Annotated in this window: 18 protein-coding genes and 1 riboswitch; of the genes, 4 read left to right on the top strand and 14 right to left on the bottom strand. The window is 38.1% G+C overall.

What is annotated here, in order from left to right; genetic code table 11:
* Positions 1 to 10: 10 nt before the first annotated feature.
* From AC1D0Y_RS08720 to AC1D0Y_RS08705, 4 genes are all read right to left on the bottom strand, one after another.
* Positions 11 to 730 (bottom strand): (Fe-S)-binding protein, encoded by a 720-nt coding sequence (locus tag AC1D0Y_RS08720; protein ID WP_028407881.1) that lies wholly within the window; start codon positions 728 to 730, stop codon positions 11 to 13.
* 284 nt (positions 731 to 1014) lie between these two features.
* Positions 1015 to 1845, bottom strand: coding sequence for an ammonia-dependent NAD(+) synthetase (gene nadE / locus AC1D0Y_RS08715; protein WP_060746704.1), 831 nt, complete (start codon positions 1843 to 1845; stop codon positions 1015 to 1017).
* A 35-nt stretch (positions 1846 to 1880) separates the two neighbouring features.
* Entirely contained in the window at positions 1881 to 3401 is a 1521-nt protein-coding gene (locus AC1D0Y_RS08710; RefSeq protein ID WP_060746703.1) for a nicotinate phosphoribosyltransferase, read from the bottom strand.
* Between the two features lie 138 nt (positions 3402 to 3539).
* Positions 3540 to 4259, bottom strand: a complete 720-nt coding sequence (locus AC1D0Y_RS08705) for a FadR/GntR family transcriptional regulator (RefSeq protein WP_014461089.1) — start codon at positions 4257 to 4259, stop codon at positions 3540 to 3542.
* A 193-nt stretch (positions 4260 to 4452) separates the two neighbouring features.
* On the opposite strand from AC1D0Y_RS08705, the gene AC1D0Y_RS08700 reads away from it, so the two are divergent.
* Positions 4453 to 6222, top strand: a complete 1770-nt coding sequence (locus tag AC1D0Y_RS08700) for a B12-binding domain-containing radical SAM protein (protein WP_060746702.1) — start codon at positions 4453 to 4455, stop codon at positions 6220 to 6222.
* A 27-nt stretch (positions 6223 to 6249) separates the two neighbouring features.
* Here AC1D0Y_RS08700 and AC1D0Y_RS08695 read toward each other — a convergent pair whose 3' ends face one another.
* From AC1D0Y_RS08695 to phaR, 7 genes are all read right to left on the bottom strand, one after another.
* The gene (locus tag AC1D0Y_RS08695) at positions 6250 to 6423 is read right to left on the bottom strand and encodes a thiamine pyrophosphate-dependent enzyme (protein WP_013055943.1); all 174 of its coding nucleotides are present in this window, start codon (positions 6421 to 6423) and stop codon (positions 6250 to 6252) included.
* A gap of 2 nt (positions 6424 to 6425) precedes the next feature.
* Positions 6426 to 6584 (bottom strand): hypothetical protein, encoded by a 159-nt coding sequence (locus tag AC1D0Y_RS08690; protein WP_025749458.1) that lies wholly within the window; start codon positions 6582 to 6584, stop codon positions 6426 to 6428.
* Positions 6585 to 6912: 328 nt separating this feature from the next.
* Positions 6913 to 8292 (bottom strand): TrkH family potassium uptake protein, encoded by a 1380-nt coding sequence (locus tag AC1D0Y_RS08685; RefSeq protein WP_255256020.1) that lies wholly within the window; start codon positions 8290 to 8292, stop codon positions 6913 to 6915.
* 185 nt (positions 8293 to 8477) lie between these two features.
* Positions 8478 to 8696, bottom strand: a complete 219-nt coding sequence (locus tag AC1D0Y_RS08680; RefSeq protein WP_081085292.1) for a hypothetical protein — start codon at positions 8694 to 8696, stop codon at positions 8478 to 8480.
* Between the two features lie 120 nt (positions 8697 to 8816).
* Positions 8817 to 9905, bottom strand: a complete 1089-nt coding sequence (locus AC1D0Y_RS08675) for a class III poly(R)-hydroxyalkanoic acid synthase subunit PhaC (RefSeq protein ID WP_028407874.1) — start codon at positions 9903 to 9905, stop codon at positions 8817 to 8819.
* 76 nt (positions 9906 to 9981) lie between these two features.
* Positions 9982 to 10725, bottom strand: a complete 744-nt coding sequence (gene phbB, locus AC1D0Y_RS08670; RefSeq protein ID WP_014461095.1) for an acetoacetyl-CoA reductase — start codon at positions 10723 to 10725, stop codon at positions 9982 to 9984.
* An 81-nt stretch (positions 10726 to 10806) separates the two neighbouring features.
* A complete protein-coding gene (phaR, locus tag AC1D0Y_RS08665; RefSeq protein ID WP_013055937.1) occupies positions 10807 to 11406 on the bottom strand; it encodes a polyhydroxyalkanoic acid synthase subunit PhaR in 600 nt (199 codons plus the stop codon).
* Positions 11407 to 11759: 353 nt separating this feature from the next.
* Between phaR and phaQ the strand changes: the two genes are divergently transcribed.
* The 3 genes from phaQ (at position 11760) to AC1D0Y_RS08650 (ending at position 13261) form a co-directional block, all read left to right on the top strand.
* Positions 11760 to 12239 (top strand): poly-beta-hydroxybutyrate-responsive repressor, encoded by a 480-nt coding sequence (gene phaQ / locus AC1D0Y_RS08660; RefSeq protein ID WP_013082201.1) that lies wholly within the window; start codon positions 11760 to 11762, stop codon positions 12237 to 12239.
* A gap of 168 nt (positions 12240 to 12407) precedes the next feature.
* Entirely contained in the window at positions 12408 to 12920 is a 513-nt protein-coding gene (gene phaP, locus AC1D0Y_RS08655) for a polyhydroxyalkanoic acid inclusion protein PhaP (protein WP_014461097.1), read from the top strand.
* A 143-nt stretch (positions 12921 to 13063) separates the two neighbouring features.
* Positions 13064 to 13261, top strand: a complete 198-nt coding sequence (locus AC1D0Y_RS08650; RefSeq protein ID WP_013055933.1) for an alpha/beta-type small acid-soluble spore protein — start codon at positions 13064 to 13066, stop codon at positions 13259 to 13261.
* Positions 13262 to 13313: 52 nt separating this feature from the next.
* Here AC1D0Y_RS08650 and sigI read toward each other — a convergent pair whose 3' ends face one another.
* The 3 genes from sigI to AC1D0Y_RS08635 all read right to left on the bottom strand — a co-directional run bounded on the left by sigI (position 13314) and on the right by AC1D0Y_RS08635 (position 18514).
* On the bottom strand, positions 13314 to 14024 hold the full coding sequence (sigI, locus tag AC1D0Y_RS08645; protein ID WP_477707508.1) for an RNA polymerase sigma factor SigI: 711 nt from the start codon (positions 14022 to 14024) through the stop codon (positions 13314 to 13316).
* Positions 14025 to 14395: 371 nt separating this feature from the next.
* A complete protein-coding gene (locus tag AC1D0Y_RS08640) occupies positions 14396 to 15211 on the bottom strand; it encodes a TerC family protein (RefSeq protein WP_028407871.1) in 816 nt (271 codons plus the stop codon).
* Positions 15212 to 15307: 96 nt separating this feature from the next.
* A riboswitch (yybP-ykoY riboswitch) is annotated at positions 15308 to 15403 on the bottom strand.
* Positions 15404 to 15490: 87 nt separating this feature from the next.
* Positions 15491 to 18514 (bottom strand): PAS domain S-box protein, encoded by a 3024-nt coding sequence (locus tag AC1D0Y_RS08635; protein WP_477707507.1) that lies wholly within the window; start codon positions 18512 to 18514, stop codon positions 15491 to 15493.
* Between the last annotated feature and the right edge of the window lie 72 nt (positions 18515 to 18586).

Raw genomic sequence — 18586 nt, 5'->3', positions numbered from 1 at the left:
TCTCCCTTCTTTACATTCTGCTATTTAATACTTCAGCGATATGCATCACTTTTACAGGCTGTCCTTTTCGTTCAATTCTTCCTCCAATATTCATAAGACAGCCGCAGTCGGCTCCAATTAAGTACTCTGCGTTTGTCTTAGCTATACAGCCCACTTTTTCATCGACCATTTGTTCAGAGATTTGCCCCATTTTAACCGAAAACGTCCCGCCGAATCCGCAGCAGTTATGACTGTTTTCAAGGTTTTCCATTTCAAGCCCCTTTACATTGTTTAATAGTGTAAAAGGTTCTTTTTTTACGTTTAGCAAACGCGTCATATGACAAGAAGAATGATAAGTGGCTTTACCATTTAAGCTGGCGCCTACATCTTCCACTTTTAAAACGTTTACAATAAAATCCGTTAGCTCATACGTTTTATCAGCAAGTTTCACGGCAGATTCATGCCATGCAGCATCACTTTCAAAAAGATGGGGATACTCTTTGAACATTGTCACACACGAGCCAGACGGAGATACAACGTACTCTGCATGCTGAAACGCTTTTATCATGTTTTTCATCGCTTCTTTTGATTCTTTTACATAACCGCTGTTATATGCAGGCTGTCCGCAGCAAACTTGACTCTTTGGAAAATCCACTTCGCATCCTAATCGTTCTAACAATTCTACCGTCGCTTTTCCTACATTTGTTTGAAACATATCAATCAAACATGTGGCAAATAAAGATACTTTCATCATTTGCTCCCTCCAAGCTGATCATTTTACTTCTTTTAGTTAACAGGTCATCAGATGACTTAATGCTATTATACTCCTATGTTTTTCTAATTTCACTAGTTTTTCAAAAATACCTTTCTTTGTTTGCTATCTTTTTTCATAGAAAATAAGAAATTGAGATACGTGAAACCTACGTTTGCCATGTCATTAAAAAAATCCGACCGGTGAAGATTCTCTATCAAGAATCTTCACCGGTCAGATCTTCCTTCAACTAAAAACTACGTTTGTCTTAGCTTCTTACTTATTTATTTCCAAAAATCATCAAATACTGTGATTGGCAATTGGCGTTTATGCTGCGTTTTTAAGAAGTGACCTTCAATGACGTGACTTGCATGTTCACCTACATCTTTGCCTTCTAAATAATCGTCGATTTGCTCATACGTTACGCCAAGCGCTTCTTCATCCGGAAGCTGTGGACGATCTTCTTCCAAATCAGCCGTTGGTTTTTTCATATATAGATGCTCGGGACAGCCTAATTCTTTTAGCATTTGTTTTCCTTGTCGCTTGTTCAGACGGAAGATAGGTACTAAGTCAGCTCCTCCGTCACCGAATTTTGTATAAAATCCTGTAACAGCTTCAGCAGAGTGATCCGTTCCGAGTACGACTCCACTGTACATGCCCGCTACCGTATATTGCGCAATCATTCGTTCACGTGCTTTTACATTTCCTTTGTTGAAGTCGGAAACTTTATCATCTGCCGCTTCTTCAACAGCAGAAAGCATCGCATCTACTGCTGGTTTTACGTTAATAGAAATAGATTTTGTTGGTTGAATAAAAGCAAGGGCATCTTGACAGTCTGCTTCATCTGCTTGCACACCGTATGGAAGACGAACAGCAATAAACTGATAGCGCTCTTCTCCGGCCTCTTCGTTCAACTCATTAACCGCTAGCTGCGCCAGCTTTCCAGTTAACGTAGAATCTTGGCCGCCGGAAATACCTAGTACAAACGAACGTAAAAAAGGATATTTGTTCATGTAGGATTTCAGAAAATCAACGCTGCGGCGAATTTCTTCCACGGGATTAATTTCTTTTTGGACGTGCATTTCTTCAATAATTTGCTTTTGTAGCTCTTTCATAAAAAAACTCTCCTCTCATTACTAGCTGACGGAATCTACACAAGTACGGTATCAGATAGTAACTTGCTTCTAGTCTCTTCAATATTTTGCATTTTGTTATCCCAGCAGTTTGTACTCAAGTCTACCGGATACTCTGTAGGACGGAATACATCTTCGTTCGATTTTGTAATGACTTTGTAGTCATCCCATAGATGCTTTAAGTTTTGTAAGCAGTAGGCTCTCATTTCTTCAATTGTAGGCTGCTCGTACACAAGCTTTCCCTGCGCAAAGATTGGCTGGTGAATTTTACGTGCGTTAAAGTTCGTGACAAACTTGCTGACGTGCGTATGAATCGGATGAAACATTTTTAAGTGCTGCTCTTCGTTCGGCACTTCGTCTTGCATCGTAATATAATCGCCTTCCCATTTGTGGTTCACTTGGTTTACAATTCGGTATACTTCTTTTAAACCAGGAGTGGAAATTTTCTCTGGATTTTCTGACAGTTTAATCGTATCCACCATGTTTCCATGATCATCTTCAATCGAAACCAGCTTGTACACCGCTCCTAGCGCAGGCTGATCAAAGGACGTCATGAGCTTTGTTCCAACTCCCCATCCATCAATTTTGGCACCTTGCGCTTTCAAATCTAGAATGCTGTACTCATCGAGATCATTCGAAGCAAAAATTTTCACATCATGATAGCCAGCTTCATCAAGCATTTTTCTTGCCTCTTGAGAAAGATATGGAAGTCTTCCGCTATCTAATCGAATACCGATAAAATTAATGCGATCTCCCATTTCATTTGCTACTTTAATAGCATTGGGAATACCTGATTTTAACGTATTATATGTGTCTACTAAAAAGATACAGTTACGGTGTGATTCCGCATACTTTTTAAACGCGCTGTACTCATCACGATAGACTTGAACAAGCGCATGAGCGTGAGTGCCGGATACAGGAATTCCAAATACTTTCCCCGCTCTGACATTACTGGTTGCATCAAAGCCTCCAATATAAGCAGCTCTCGCTCCGTAAAATGCAGCGTCCATCTCGTGTGCTCTTCTTGAGCCAAATTCCATAAGCTGATTCGTACCCGTATGCTCATATAAATTATCTTCTCCCGCGGCTAGGCGAATACGCGATGCTTTTGTCGCAATCAGCGGATGGAAATTTAAAATATTTAAAAGCGGCGTTTCAATAAGCTGCGCTTCCGCTAAAGGAGCGTCAATTTGCAGCATCGGTTCGTTAGCAAAAATCATTTCGCCTTCTACAACCGAACGAACATTACCGCTAAAGCGAACTTGCTTTAAATAGTCGATAAACTCCGCTTCATAATGCAATTCTTCATATAAATAATCTAAGTCCGTTTCGCTAAACCTAAAATTAGCAATAAAATCAATTACTCTTTCTAGCCCGGCAAACACAGCATAACCGCTTTCAAACGGCATCCGACGAAAGTAAGCTTCGAATACAGAACGGCGTTTATGAATATGGTCTTTAAAATACGTATGTGCCATATTCAGTTCATATAAATCTGTATGCAAAGCTAAACTATCATCTCTATATTGCTTTTTCATACTTTGTAACCCTCCATTTGACAATCCTAGTTTCTATTATGTAAATCTTTTCACAATAGAGCAAGCATAAATTATCGGAAGGTGCTTGAATTTTAGTTTTTCTGTTATTTGGTGCACACTTTTCTACCTGAAATGGCATTATTTTTCTTCTGGTATGTATTTCATTAACACGTGTTCAACATTATCAAGATGACTCATCATAAAATGCTGAGCGTCTTCTGCATGCTGAGAAAGAATAGCTTCATAAATTTGCTGATGCTCTTTATAAATCCGTTCAGCCGTTTTTTCTTCTGCATAAAGCCAGATGCGTCTTGTCTCTTTCATCGTTTCAATCATCATTTCTGATACGTTATTCATAAGCTTCACTAAAAGAGGGTTTTGGGATGCTTTGGCAATGGCTAAATGAAAAGCAAAATCTGCTTTCTCTCCCAGCTCTTCATTGCCAAACGCTCCTTTCATTTGTTCCAGGCTATCGGACAGCTGGTTAAGATCCGCATCCGTTCGCTTTTGAGCTGCCGCTCGAACAGCCCCAATTTCTAATACTTTTCTCACTTCAAGCAAATGTTCAATATCATTTTTATTCATTAATACAGCGCTAGTTACAGGCAAAGACAGCATATCGGAGTTAAATTCGCGTACAAAGGTGCCTTCTCCCTGCTTCATCTCGAGCAGCCCCATCGCCCGCAAAGCGCTAAGAGCTTCACGAATAGCTGAGCGCCCTACCTGAAAGTTTTCCGCCAGCTGCTGCACTGAATCCAAACGGTCACCAGGCTTTAAACTGCCTTCTTTTATATTCTCAAGAAGCGTTTCAGCTACTTCTTCGTATATTTTTTTTGGCTTAATTCGCTTATATTCCACGTTTTCCACCTCATTTTTTTCGTTCACCAAGGTTTACATTAACCGAGACTCTTTCTTCTTTTACGTTTCTGTTACATTTTACCGAAATCCTTTCCCCTCCACAACAAAAGTAGCAAGGTATTTATACTTTATTTCTCAAATGTGCTAAAATAGTAAATTGATTTCATATTACGAGTTAAAAGGAGCTTTTTGAATGAACATTGTTGTCAGTACATTGAATGCGAAGTATATCCATACTTCTTTAGCCCTTCGATGTTTAAAAGCCTATGCAGAGCCTGACTATAAAGTGGATATGGCCGAATATACGATTAAAGATCCTGCTATGAACATTGTCACGGATTTATATAAACGCAACCCAGATATTATTGGTTTCAGCTGTTACATTTGGAATATTGAAGAAACGATTAAAGTGGCCCAAATGCTTAAAAAGATCAATCCCGAGCTCATCATTATATTCGGTGGACCAGAAGTAACCTATGATGTAACTCACTGGCTAGAGCGTATTCCTGAAGCTGACTTTATCGCGATCGGTGAAGGAGAAGAAACATTTAAGCAGCTGTTGGACGAACTTCACGGAGAGCGTCAGTTTGAAAACGTAAGCGGCGTGGCTTTCCGAAAAGAAGGAAAACCAGTTGTAAACCCGCAGCGCAATAAAATTGATCTGCGCGAAATGCCTTCTCCTTTCCGTTTTGAAGAAGACCGCCAAGAACTTTCAAAACGCGTTGTGTATATTGAAACGAGCCGCGGCTGTCCGTTTAGCTGTCAGTTCTGTCTTTCTTCTATTGAAGTAGGCGTTCGTTATTTCGATAGAGAAAAGGTAAAAGAGGATATTCGCTATTTAATGGATAACGGAGCCCGCACAATTAAGTTCGTAGACCGCACGTTCAACATCAGCCGCAGCTACGCCATGGAAATGTTCCAATTTTTAATTGATGAACACCGTGAAGGCACCGTATTTCAATTTGAGATTACTGCCGATATTATGCGCCCAGAAGTTATTCAGTTCTTAAACGATCATGCGCCAAAAGGATTATTCCGCTTTGAAATTGGCGTTCAATCTACAAATGATGCTGTCAATGAACTAGTCAAACGCAAACAAAACTTTAAAAAATTAACGCGTACCGTAACAATGGTAAAAGAAGGCGGAAAGATCGATCAGCATTTAGACTTAATCGCGGGACTGCCAGACGAAGATTATAACTCATTTAAGAATACGTTTAATGATGTATTTGCACTTCGCCCTGAAGAGCTTCAGCTAGGCTTTTTGAAAATGCTTCGCGGCACCGGCTTACGCTTAAGTGCGCCTCGCTATAATTATCAATACATGGATCAGTCGCCTTATGAAATTTTAAGCAATAACGTCTTGCCATTTTCAGATGTCGTACGTATTAAACATGTAGAAGATATTTTAGAAAAGTTTTGGAATGACCATCGAATGGATGAAACAATAGAGTTTTTAGTAGAGCACTGCTATGATACACCTTTTGATTTCTTCCAAAACTTCGGGACGTATTGGGATGAAATGGGCTGGGTTCGAATCGGCCATCAGCTTGAAGATTTATTCAGACGCCTTAGACAGTATATTGAAACAGAGAATTTTTCAAATGAAGAAATGATTGAAGGGTTTATGAAAATTGATTATTTACAAAACCAAAAGCATAAGCCTCGTAAACCTTGGTGGGACGATAAAGTAGAAAAACAAGTCCGCTCTCATTACTATCAGCAAATGCTTGCTAACCCTTCTATTATGGGACAGGCTTTTGAAGCTGAACAGCTCGCTGAAAAAGAATTATACAAGCACACTGTTTTAGAGATTCTGCCATTTGACTATATGTATTATAAACAAACGGGAAAAATAAATGAACAACCATCTGTTCTTCTTGCTTATTATGATCAAAAAGCAAATGATACAAAACTTTATTCAGCACCTGTAGAGGCATTTGGCCTTCCAGTTGTAAGCTAAAACCTCGGATATCCGAGGTTTTTTTCTTTAACATTCTTTTTTCTTTTTTTGCTCTTTATCAGACTTTGTCTTTCCTAAGGATTCATATATTTTAGCTGCGTTAGGATCGCCCATTTCCGCTCCGAACTCTTCTTGCAGTAATTGCTTTTGCTTTGCTTCGGTGCTTGCTATATGCTTATTATTTTGTTTATGTTTGCTCATCGTTACTTACCTTGCTTTCCTTTTTTCGAATTACGATTCGCGCCTTTAGCCGGCTCCTCGCCGCCAGCATATTCAGCAGCAAATTCTGCATCTGAAAGGCTCTCTTTTGGTGTATTATTGTTAGTCAGTGCTGATTTGTACCCTACTTTACGCTTTGCCATCATATATCCCTCCTATGCTTGGAAGTCCATTGAACTTCCTTTTCTTAGAATGCACTTTCTGATGCGCAATATAAGCAGAAAAAGCTGTAAAAAAGCGGTTGAAACATAACGAAATTACTTTAATCTAAAGACAAACAAATGGGATACATGAGTTCATCTGAACCGCTTTTCCCGCAGGAGTCTTCGTCTTGCCCTCCAATCAACAGCTGGAAGCAGCTAAACATATGAGACCTATGTTTACCATCATAAAAAAATCCGAACGAGCTTGATTAAGAATTAAGCTCGTTCGGATTCTTCTTCAACTAACATATTTTTACCTCAGCCTCTTTTATCCAATAATAATACGTTCTTTCGGATAGTGATAATCCGGTCCAGACGTTGGACGGCGAAGCATTAAAATAAATGAAAACATGCCGATTCGGCCAATAAACATTAAAATCATAATAACGCATTTACCGATATCAGAAAGCCCTCCTGTAATTCCCATTGATAAACCTGTTGTCCCAAAAGCTGAACACACTTCAAAAATAAGCTCAATGAGAGAAAAATGTTCTGTAATACTTAAAATAAGAAGAGAAATCGAGCAAATGATTACCGCTAACATCGATACAGCTACTGATTTAATAATGTCATCTTCATGAATTTCGCGGCGAAAAATTTTAATCGTCTTATTTCCTCTTACGTAATAAAACAGGAAAAGAATATTTAATGCAAACGTCGTCGTACGAATTCCTCCACCTACTGAGCTCGGTGAAGCCCCGATAAACATCATCGCGCTCATCATAATTAACGTGGGAAGCGAAAACTCATTAATATTCATGGTCGCTACTCCTCCGCTCCTTGTAGCAGCGGATTGGAAAAACGCATAAAAAAACGATTCATCCCAAGACTTATCTGCTAAAAATCCTGAATGCTCTAGCACAAGAATCAAGATTGTCCCCCCTGCTAACAGCAGAAAAAACATAATAGTCGTTAGCTTCGTAAATAGCGAAAACTGAAATTTACGCTTATCTTTAAATGTTAAAAAATAGTGCTTAATTTCAATTAATACAGGGAATCCAATCGCTCCAAGCGTAATTAAAATAACGGTTACCACTTGTACAAAATAATCATGGGCATACGGAATAAATGAAGATCCTGTAATATCGAAGCCAGCATTTGTTGTAGCGCTGACAGAAGCAAAGAAACCATGCAGAAACGCATCTGTCCAGCTCGAATAATAACGGAGAAAATGTAATCCTAAAATAATGGCGCCAACTAGTTCAATGGCAAAAATAATAAATAAAATATTTCTCATCAAGTCAACTAACCCTGATAAGCGGGATTGGTTATGGTCCGTCATAATGAGCTGACGTTCCTTTAAACCGATTTTTTTACCCAAAATCATCCAAATAAATGTACTGAGTGTCATTACACCAATACCACCGATTTGAAAAATAAAAGCGAGTAAAAAATAGCCCGTCGTACTAAATGTATCCGGAGTAGAGACAGGTGTCAGCCCTGTTACACTTACCGCACTGACGGCAATAAATAAGCGATCAATAAATGCTAACTTCACTCCCGGCTTTAAAGCTTCTGGAATACTAAGTAATAGAAATCCAAGCGTAACAGCCACTATGTAAAATGTAACAATAATTTGAGCTGAAGACATCTGCCTTACTCGTCGTTTCCATGGTTGCGGCATAATCTGACATTCCTTTTTTGTTATAATACTAATAGTTTTCTTCTTTCTTCCCAAAGCATACTCATTGTTACACGGATCGCAATATCCATGTAAAAAATCCCATGTTCAAGAAGGTGACTACATTAGTATAAAAGAAGTCACCTCACTTGTCATTAGATATCATACATTCCAGCAGCCCGCATAAAGAACCGTCAATCAATATTGTCTGTTTACAAAAAAAAACGAGGTTGAGACATAATTAAATGAATCCAATCTAAAGACGAACAAATGGGATACATGTGCTGAACCGCTTGTGACACCGCTGTTGACTTCCGTGCAAGACTTCGCTTTCCGCGGGTGGCCCGTGAGCCTCCTCGTCGCTGACACTCCTGCGGGGTCTCACCTGTTCCGCTTTTCCCGCAGGAGTCTTCGCCTTGCTCTCCAATCAACAGCTAGAAGCAACTATATATTTGAAACCTACGTTTACCATAACAAAAAAACGAACCACTAATCTCAGTGGTTCGTTTTTCACGTCGGCTAAAATACTTTTGTCCAGCCTCGTCTTTATTTTATTTAGAGCGTTTTTCTAGCCAATCGCCGATTGAAGGATATGTTTCCTTCACTGCTTTTGGACCAAATACAACAGATACGTGACCTGTTTGCAACAATTTATACTCTTTATCTTCACTTGAAACAGCGTCCATTAAAGCTGCCACTTGATGCGGCATCGCAATATGATCACGGCTAGCAGCAATGTTTAAAATATTAGCTTTAATATTTTTCAAATCTACTTTGCGTCCGCGAACTTCAAGTTCACCATTGATTAATTTGTTTTGTTGATAGAAATCACGAATCCACTGACGATAAGCTTCACCAGCAAATGGGATGCCGTCAGCAACCCACTTTTGCATGAGCTTCCAGCTTTCAACAAAACGCTGATTTTCCGAACGATCCACCAACGTTACATATGGACCGTAGAAATTCGTGATTGGTTTTAACATCTTGTTTCCAAAGTCAATCATCTCTGGAGGGATATTTCCAAATGTATCTACTGCTTTATCTAAATTAAAGTAGCGATCGTCTAGGAATGCCCCGTATAAACCTGTATCCGAAAAATCAAATGGACTTGTCATAAAAATTAAGTTTTTAATCGGCAAGTCTTCATTTAATGCAGCAAAAATAGATGTCATAGTTCCGCCCATGCAGTAACCAAGAACAGACAACTCAGGAGATTTAGAAGTGCGCAGCACCTTTTTCGCCGCTTTTGGAATATAATCCACAATATAATCATCTAGCTTCATATTGCTGTCTTCAAGCCCCGGAGTTCCCCAGTCAAGTAAATACACGTCAAAACCGCGGTTTAATAAGTATTCAACAAGGCTGTTTCCAGGCGTTAAATCTAAAATATATGGTTTATTGATCAATGCATATACGAGTAATATTGGTGTTTTATGCAGGTTATCTTTTACTGGCGTATAGCGGTATAATTTCGCTTTGTTCTTTTTCCAAATAACCTCTTTTGGTGTTAATCCAACTTCCGGTTCTGCTTCTGTTGTCATAATTTCATATGCACGCTTAAAACGTCTTGCAGAACTTTTATATTCACTTGGCATTGATTTAATTAATTTTTCCCACTCTTGCACGTAAGGAATTGCCACGAATATACACACCCTTTCATTTCATTAGTAGTTAGTTAACAAGCACAGCCCCGACAAAAGTCAGGGCCAGCATCTATTACATGTATAAGCCGCCGTTAATGTTTAACTGTTGTCCTGTAATGTACGCGCCGTCTTTTGCTAAGTAAACCACTCCGCGTGCAATTTCTTCAGCGTGGCCTAAGCGACGAGTTGGGATTTTTGCTACAACTTTTGCACGAACTTCTTCCGGCATTGCCATTACCATTTCCGTTTCAATAAATCCTGGGCAAATTGCATTAACTGTTACGCCTGACTTAGCTAGTTCAAGAGCTAATGATTTAGTGAATCCTAGCATACCTGCTTTAGCAGCTGAGTAGTTTGTTTGACCAAATCCGCCCGCTTGACCAATAATTGATGAAATATTGATAACACGACCACCTTCAGATTCTAAAAGGTGCGTTAGCGCAGCTGATGTTGTGTTGTATACGCTATGTAAGTTTACATCAATTACTTTTTTCCAATCTTCTTCACCTAACTTCTTGAATGAACGGTCGCGCGTAATTCCAGCATTGTTTACTAGAATGTCTAATTGACCAAACGCAGCTTTTGTTTCTTCGATTAGGTGTTTTGCTTGATCTACATAAGACACATCAGCTTGAACCGCAATAGCTTCTCCGCCGTTGTCTTTAATTTCTTTGACAATTGCTTCTGCAGATTCTTTACTGCTGTTATAGTTTACTGCTACTTTTACTCCATTAGAAGCAAGCTCACGTGTAATTGCTGCCCCGATACCTTTAGATCCGCCTGTTACGATTGCTACTTTACCTTGTAATGTTGTCATGAAAAATTTCCCCCTTGCTTCTTCAGCTATGATTTTTACTGTAAATACAGCAGTTAATGTTGTTATAAAATCCCCTATACCTTACTTGCGAGCTGGCTGCTCAGTTTTTTGAGCGTTTGACGGTTTTGCTTCAGATTTAGCTTCTGCCTTTGGCTTTTCAGCTAATTTTTCTTGTTTTTCTAACAGCTGAGCCTGAAGCTGCTCACCTTGAGTTTTAATTTGTTTTTGAATAGTTTCTTTTAACTCGTCTTGTGTTTTTTGCTGCCCTTCAAGAAGAGATAAAACTTTGTCGAGTTTTTTGTCTAACGATTTGACATCAGATTTCAGCTTAGTGACATCTTTTTTCAAAGCAGATGCACTTTCTTGCTGTGCTTCTAATTCATCAAAACGATCGTCAAATTGCTCTTCTAATAATTCTACTTTTTCTTCCACATTAATGACTAATGACGCAACGTTTGCTACATCTTCTTTTGTTGGTACATTTACTTGGTGCAGATAGCGCCCCGTTACTTCATTTACTGCTTGTTGATATTGAAGGTTCATATTTAGCACATTTCCCATGAGCTGGGAAAATTCTTCACGATTCATATTGTCCCCAATAACTTTACCCCAGTAAGATTCGGTTTTGTCATATACGTCTTTCCATGCTTGAAACGGATCAAATACTTTTTGCTGTTCCAAAACTCCATCTCCTTTCTTGTGTACGTTAAAAGTGATGGCTTTCAATATGGACACTTAATGTGACAAGCGACATATTAGAAGCTCTAAGTAAACGCAACCAATTTTGCGTTTATTTATTGGATAATGTAAATCTTTTCACAATTCACTTACCAACAAATTATAAATGTTATAAAAATTACCTACATGTACTATTATAAATACGTTTTCCGAAATAAACAATTCTAAATCTTTGTTTATTTTTGAATTTTTTTGACGCTTTTTGTCGAAATCCAAAAAATCGTTCTTTTTTCCTGTATTTGAAAGACCTGTTTTAAAGTGTTGACAATTTTTTCATCTAGGTGTAAATTACACATATGGAAAACAAATTCTCTTTTTTCGAAGGGGTGATTACCTTGGGATCAAGTGAAAAAGATAACACCTCTAATTCAAACAACTTAGAAAAATCGATTAGCGGTGCACCAAAAAACTTGATGGTTCCTTTTCTTCTTTTAAGTTTAAGAGGTTGGAATCTACATGGTTACAAGCTCATTCAGCAACTAATGAGCTTTGGATTCACATCAGTTGATCAGGGAAATGTCTACCGCACGCTGAGACAGCTTGAAAAAGACAACTTGATTACATCGCAATGGGATACGTCAGCTGAAGGCCCTGCACGTCGGATTTATTCATTAACAGATGCCGGCGAACAATATTTAAGCATGTGGGCTAATTCACTTGAACAGTATCAAAACATGTTAGATTCATTTTTTCACATGTATACCGACATGTTGTTCCCTTTTAGCTCTTCTTCTTCTAAAAAGTCAAAAGAATCAAAAGAGGAAGAAAACGATTAAAGGGATTCACGCAGTACATCTGCGTTTCCTAATATAATGTAAAATTTCACGGTCAACCAGCGAGCGCGGAATGTTAGGTTTATCACACAACTACGAATTTCTTCTTTAACGTTTTGTTCATTACGATAACTGTTCGCCAGACCAAATTATTCAAGGAGGAATTTGATTATGTCAACAGTAAAGTATGATACAGTAATTGATGCAATGTGGGAACAATGGACAAAGGGGTTACAAAACATTGCAGACGGAAACAAACAAATTGAGCAATGGACGTTAAAAGCACTTGAGCAACAGCAAGAATTTGTAACAAAAGCAGTTGAACAGCTTCAAGCAACAGACAAACAATGGAAAGCTGAATTAGAAGACCTTCAACAAAAAACAGTTGAAAACTTACGTAAAACAGCTGGAAACGCTGTTGCCGATTCTTATGAAGAATGGACAAACCGCACGCATGAAGCATTAAATAAATTACAAGAGCTTTCTCTTAACCAAAGCAAATCAAGCTATTCTTTAGTAAAGCAAGCTCAAGAACAATATCATCAAGTAGTAACACAATTAGTAGAAGAGCAAAAGAAAACGCGCCAAGAATTCCAACACGTATCTGATGCATACGTAGAACAAGTAAAATCTCTTCAAAAGTCATTTGCTCAGTCTCTTGAGCAATATGCAGTTGTAAAATAATATATAAAAAAGCCCAGCTTTCAAAGAAGCTGGGCTTTTTTATACTTTCTTGCAAACCATTACCAGTATGCAAAATAGGAAACAACAAATAATACAGATACAGCAGTGAACTGCTGTACCACTAAAAAAGGAGATGACTAATCATGGCTAGAACAAATAAACTATTAACACCAGGCGTAGAACAATTTTTAGATCAATATAAATATGAAATCGCTCAAGAATTTGGGGTAACTCTAGGTTCTGACACTGCTGCACGCAGCAACGGTTCAGTAGGCGGAGAAATCACAAAACGCTTGGTGCAACAAGCTCAAGCTCACTTAAGCGGCAGCACACAAAAATAAAACTTAACTTCATAACATGGCTAAAAAAAAGGCACCTGCGTGTGCCTTTTTCTTACATAATATAGTCTTTTAAATATACGTAGTCCCCCGCTAATATAATAACCATCGCGATAATATATTTACGGTTTCTTTCAATTGTTTTCCGGCTCACTTTGACATGTTTTTCAATCAAGCGAATAGGAAGCTGCCGCTTTAAAAACAGCTTATCTTTTAATTCTTTTTCATTGACGATAAATGATGCAACTTCGACTGCATTTCCCCTTGCATCCTTATGTTTAGGAGACGTGTTAATAATGTCTTCAAGAGTTAATTTAAACAATTCTAACGCCTGACAAAAATAAGTCATTTCCTCTTGAATATATGAAGTTTCACTTTGCCTTTTATAGTTAGAAAGCGATATGTCCCTTTCTACCTTACCTTGAATAAAACCTTCATTTTCAATTCGGCTATAGAGCAGCGTTTGATTTCTCTTTTCTTTTCGAATATAGTCGATTACTCTTCTTTTAATAATAAGTTCGGCAAATGCAAGAAGAGATCGTCCTTTTTGGACTGTGTAATTTTCAATGGCTTCATTAAATGCAATTAGACCAATGCTAAATTCATCATCAGCTTCACTTATATAACGTTTACATACAGCTGAAACAACTTTAGCAATAAACGGTTTATACTGTTGTATCATTTCATTATGTAATTGTTTATCCCCTTGCTGAATCGTCAGTACAAGCGTTTCAAGCGATGGAGGCGTTTGAACTTTTGTGAGCATTGGCTTCACCTCTTTTACTATACTCAGTTGCTTTATACCATGTTAATATCCATTCTTTTGATGACGAACAGGGTTGAGAAGCGCTCTGCTCCTTTTAATTTCCCTTTATTATAACCCATAATAGCTCAATTTTACCAATTAACATACATTTGAAATATATGTTTATAAACTGAAATAAACTTCATTGAACTGAATTACTCATGGGTGCTTCTGTTCTCTACAGAATATGAACGAAAAAGCAAAACATTCGGATATAAAATAATTAAACATTAGTTAGTTCTTTTACCCTTTATCTAAACAATCCAAACTAGGTATTTTGTCTCAAAAATAAAAAACGCGCCTTCAATTAGCATTGAAAGCGCGTTTTTTTATTATTGATTTTCAATTTTTTTTAACGATTCTTTTTCTTTCTCTGAGCTTTCAAGATCAGTTTGTTCTTTATTTTTAGATAGAAACCAGCCTGAAGCTGCTATGGCAAGTAACACAATCCAAAACGTAATTTTCCACACTTTTGATTCAGGGAAATGTTCATTAATAATACCCAACTCCGGATGAGCAAGGGTATAGACCGCTAACTTAACCCCTACCCAGCCTACAATAGCAAAAGCCGCCGTTTCTAGGCCTGGGCGCGTATTTAATAGCTTGACGAACCAAGTTGCAGCAAAACGCATAATAATTAATCCCATAATTCCTCCGGCGAAGATCACCAAGAACTGTCCACCGTCCAGTCCGCCAATTTGAGGAAGATTTGTTGTTGGCAATGTAACGGCAAGAGCTACAGCAGCCAAAATTGAATCAACGGCAAAAGCAATGTCTGCTATTTCTACTTTTAAAACCGTCATCCAGAAACTTGAGCCCTTTTTCCCGTCTGCTTCTTTCACTTTTTCATGATCGTCTTTTTTCATATATCGCTTCACAATATGATTAATGGAAATGAACAATAAGTAAATGGCTCCTATAGCTTGAAGCTGCCATACGTCGACTAAAAATGAAATCAAGAACAATGAACCAAATCTAAAAATAAAGGCACCGGCTAGTCCGTAAAATAATGCCTTCTTGCGTTTTTCTTCCGGTAAATGTTTGACCATAATGGCCATCACAAGAGCATTATCCGCCGCCAAAATTCCTTCTAATGCAACCAGCACTAGCAATACCCATCCATACTCTAACAAAAGTGATGCATCCATAAAAATCCCCTCTCGTTTCTTTGTATAAGTTTATTTATCCTCATTACTGGAATAAAACACAAAAAGACCTTTGCCAAATATGGCAAAGGTCTTGCTAAGCATAATCATTATGCCAACAAAGCCGATGGAATACTCCATGTAATGACGACTTTGTTTCAGGTTTCCCTGACGCTACTCCCCTTTACTCCTTAAGAAGTAAATGTATTAAGTTGTTTTTATTTTACAAAGAGTTCACTAATAAGTCAATTAAAAGCCCTCTAAACTTTTGTTAAGCGTTTGTTAAGCGTTTGTTAAGCGTTTTAATACATTCAAAAACGTTGCAAGATGAATAGGCTTTGTTACGTATTCACTAAAACCGACTAAAAAAGCTTGATCGATATCGGTTTGCATCGCGCTTGCACTCAGGGCGACTCGGGGAATATGCTTCAACTCTTTTTCTAGCTGAAGCTGTGTGCATACCTCAAAACCATTCATATCAGGCAGATCAATATCAATTAAGATTATATCCGGTGAAATAGACCTGATTAGCCCGATGCCATTTTCTCCTGTTTTAGCAATTAAAAGCTTAACGTTTTTATATGGAGAAAGAATCGATTGCATAAGCTCAATATTTGTATCATTATCCTCAATATACACAATTGAAATTGGCGTGGAAAAACCTAAAAACGGCTCGGCTTCTCCTTCATCGGATAAGCGTTTAGGAACAGGTGGATGGACTATGGGAAAACGCACCCAAAATGTACTGCCTTTGCCTTCTTCACTTCGGACTCCGCACGTTCCATTCATTAATACAACAAGCTGTTTTACAAGCGCCAACCCAATTCCTGTTCCGTCTTTTTCTAGTCTATTTACACGGTAGAAAGGCTCAAAAATCCGATTTAATTCTGAAGCTGGAATTCCAAAGCCCTTATCTTCAATCGATATAGTTACGTGATCCTGAGTGATGTCAGTATAGATAGTGATATCACGATAAGCGGGCGAATATTTAATGGCGTTTGTAAGCAGATTTAATAAGATCTGCTGAAACCGAAGTTCATCTACTTCAACAAAGACTTCTTGGTATGCGTGAAAGCGAGTATAAAGTATACTATGCTTATTTTTTGCTAGTGGTTTCATAATTTTAAGGGCGTCTTCAATTGCCTCTTTTACCGACACCGGTTCAAGATTAATCGCTAAGTGACCTGATTCAATTTTCGATAAATCAAGCGTTTCATTTATCAAATAAAGAAGATGATTACCTGCTTTTAAAATTTTTCGTATACGATTCAATTGTTTTTCTGTTAAATCTTTTTCCCCTTGCTCTTCCAATATCTGTGCATAACCTAAAATACTGTTTAACGGCGTACGAAGCTCATGGCTTACTTTTGATAAAAATTCAGACTTGGCTTGATTTGCTTTTTCGGCTTCTTCTTTTGCTATAATCATTTGCTGATTAGAATGAAGCAAATCTTGTTCTTGTTCCTGCTGTTTTGTAATATCATAAAATGTGACAACTACGCCTTTATAATATTTGCTTTCTTGAAGCGGTTCAGCATTCACCGAAAGCCATGTCAACTTTTTCTCATCTAAATAAATACCCATAACTGTATTTCGCACAGCCTCTTTTGTGTCAAGACATCGAACAGATGGAATGTCTTCCAGTGCAAAAGGTGTACCGTCAGGATGAATAATTTCCCAGTCTAAACCAAACGGGTTAACCGATAACATTTGGTCGTAAGGCACGTTTAGAATTTTAGCAGCGTAGGCATTGGCAGCAATTAAGTTACCTTCAAGGTCATGAAACACCACACCTTCTGACATTGTAGAAAGAACGGAGCGATACATGCTTTCACTTTTAGCCAGCTTTTCTCTTGCCTCGTGAAGATCAGTGATATCTACTATAGAACCAATAACTTCTTGTACTTCTCCTTTGTAGATATGAGGTATTAACTTCGTATAGTAAGCAAAGTCGTTCATAAGTACTTCATAAGACACTTTCTCTCCCGCCCATGCTTTCTCATAGTATCTCTTATTTTCTTTCGCGTAGGATTCAGGCAAAAATTCTTCAAGTGTTTTACCAACAACATCTATTTCCTTATATCCCATTTCACGAACCATTTTTCCTTCGCACATGGTATGAATATACCCTTTATCGTTTTTCACAAATTTAAAAATAGCGCCATCTTGCTGTGAAAGCGTGCGTTTTAAATCTTCTTGTAAATCCAACAGCTGCTGTTGAGCCTTTTTTCGGTCTGTCACATCTTTGGCAATAACGTAACTGCCTTTAATTTGACCATGAACAATAATAGGCATTTGCGTTACTTCAACGTATACAGGCTGATTATCTTTGCGAATGAGCGTTGCCTCATAATACACAGAGTCTCCGCTCAGAGATTTCCACATATATTCTTCAGCTCTTTCAGCTTCTCTAAACATATAAGGAAACGGAATTTTCTCCATTTGATGCAACGTGTATCCTGTTAGCTCTGTTCCTTTTGGATTAATCGTTTGAATATTGCCGTACAAATCAACCGCACACACAATATTGGGATTGTAGTTAAAAAGAGATTGATAATACTCTTCTTTTAATTGACTTTCCCTCACTTCTTCCTGCCGCTTAAAAGCAGCAACGAGCAGGAAGACAATGAGTAGTGTAATTGTGATGCTTGCAATAATATTGGAAAATGGCGCTTGATACGGCAGCCACTGGCCCCACCTTCTAGCAACTGAATGTGCAATATGGAGCTTCATTCCATACATACTGATGAAATGCATAGCTGAAATTCCAATACCCAGCAAAATAGAGCTAACAAGTTTAAGAAACGGATTAGCTTTCACGCTTTTCGAACGAAAAAACAAGTGCATCGCATAAAATGCAACGACCAGGGCGATGATGATGGAAAGCAAAACAGATAGCACGGCATAATGAATACGTGCTTCTGTTTCGATTGCTGCCATTGCAATGTAATGCGTACCCAGAATACTGCTTCCTAAAATAAGCCCTGACCATACCGACGTGCGCCATTTCCAGAATGTCCAAAACGCAACTAATGATCCGCTGATCGCTATTATTAAAGCAAGGACAGAAAGTACAGGATCAAAATGAAAGCTAACAGGAACATAATAAGCAAGCATCGCAATATAGTGCATCGCCCCCACTCCAAGCCCCATTGAAGTTGCTGACAGTGTAAGCCACAAATAATTGTTCCGCTTCTCTTTTATCATTTTGCTCATAATATCAAGTGCTGTATAAGAGGCAAGAATCCCTACAATGACAGCAAGAAATACGGTAAATTCATTATAGTTACCAGTAATTGAAATCATTTTCTTTCCTTTCAATTCAACGTTACGTCTTCTATCTAACTCTTCTCATAAGAACTATATTACGATCATTTA

The sequence above is a fragment of the Priestia sp. P1_B12_1 genome (assembly GCF_056406695.1).
This window is presented reverse-complemented; position numbering and strand designations above follow the sequence as displayed.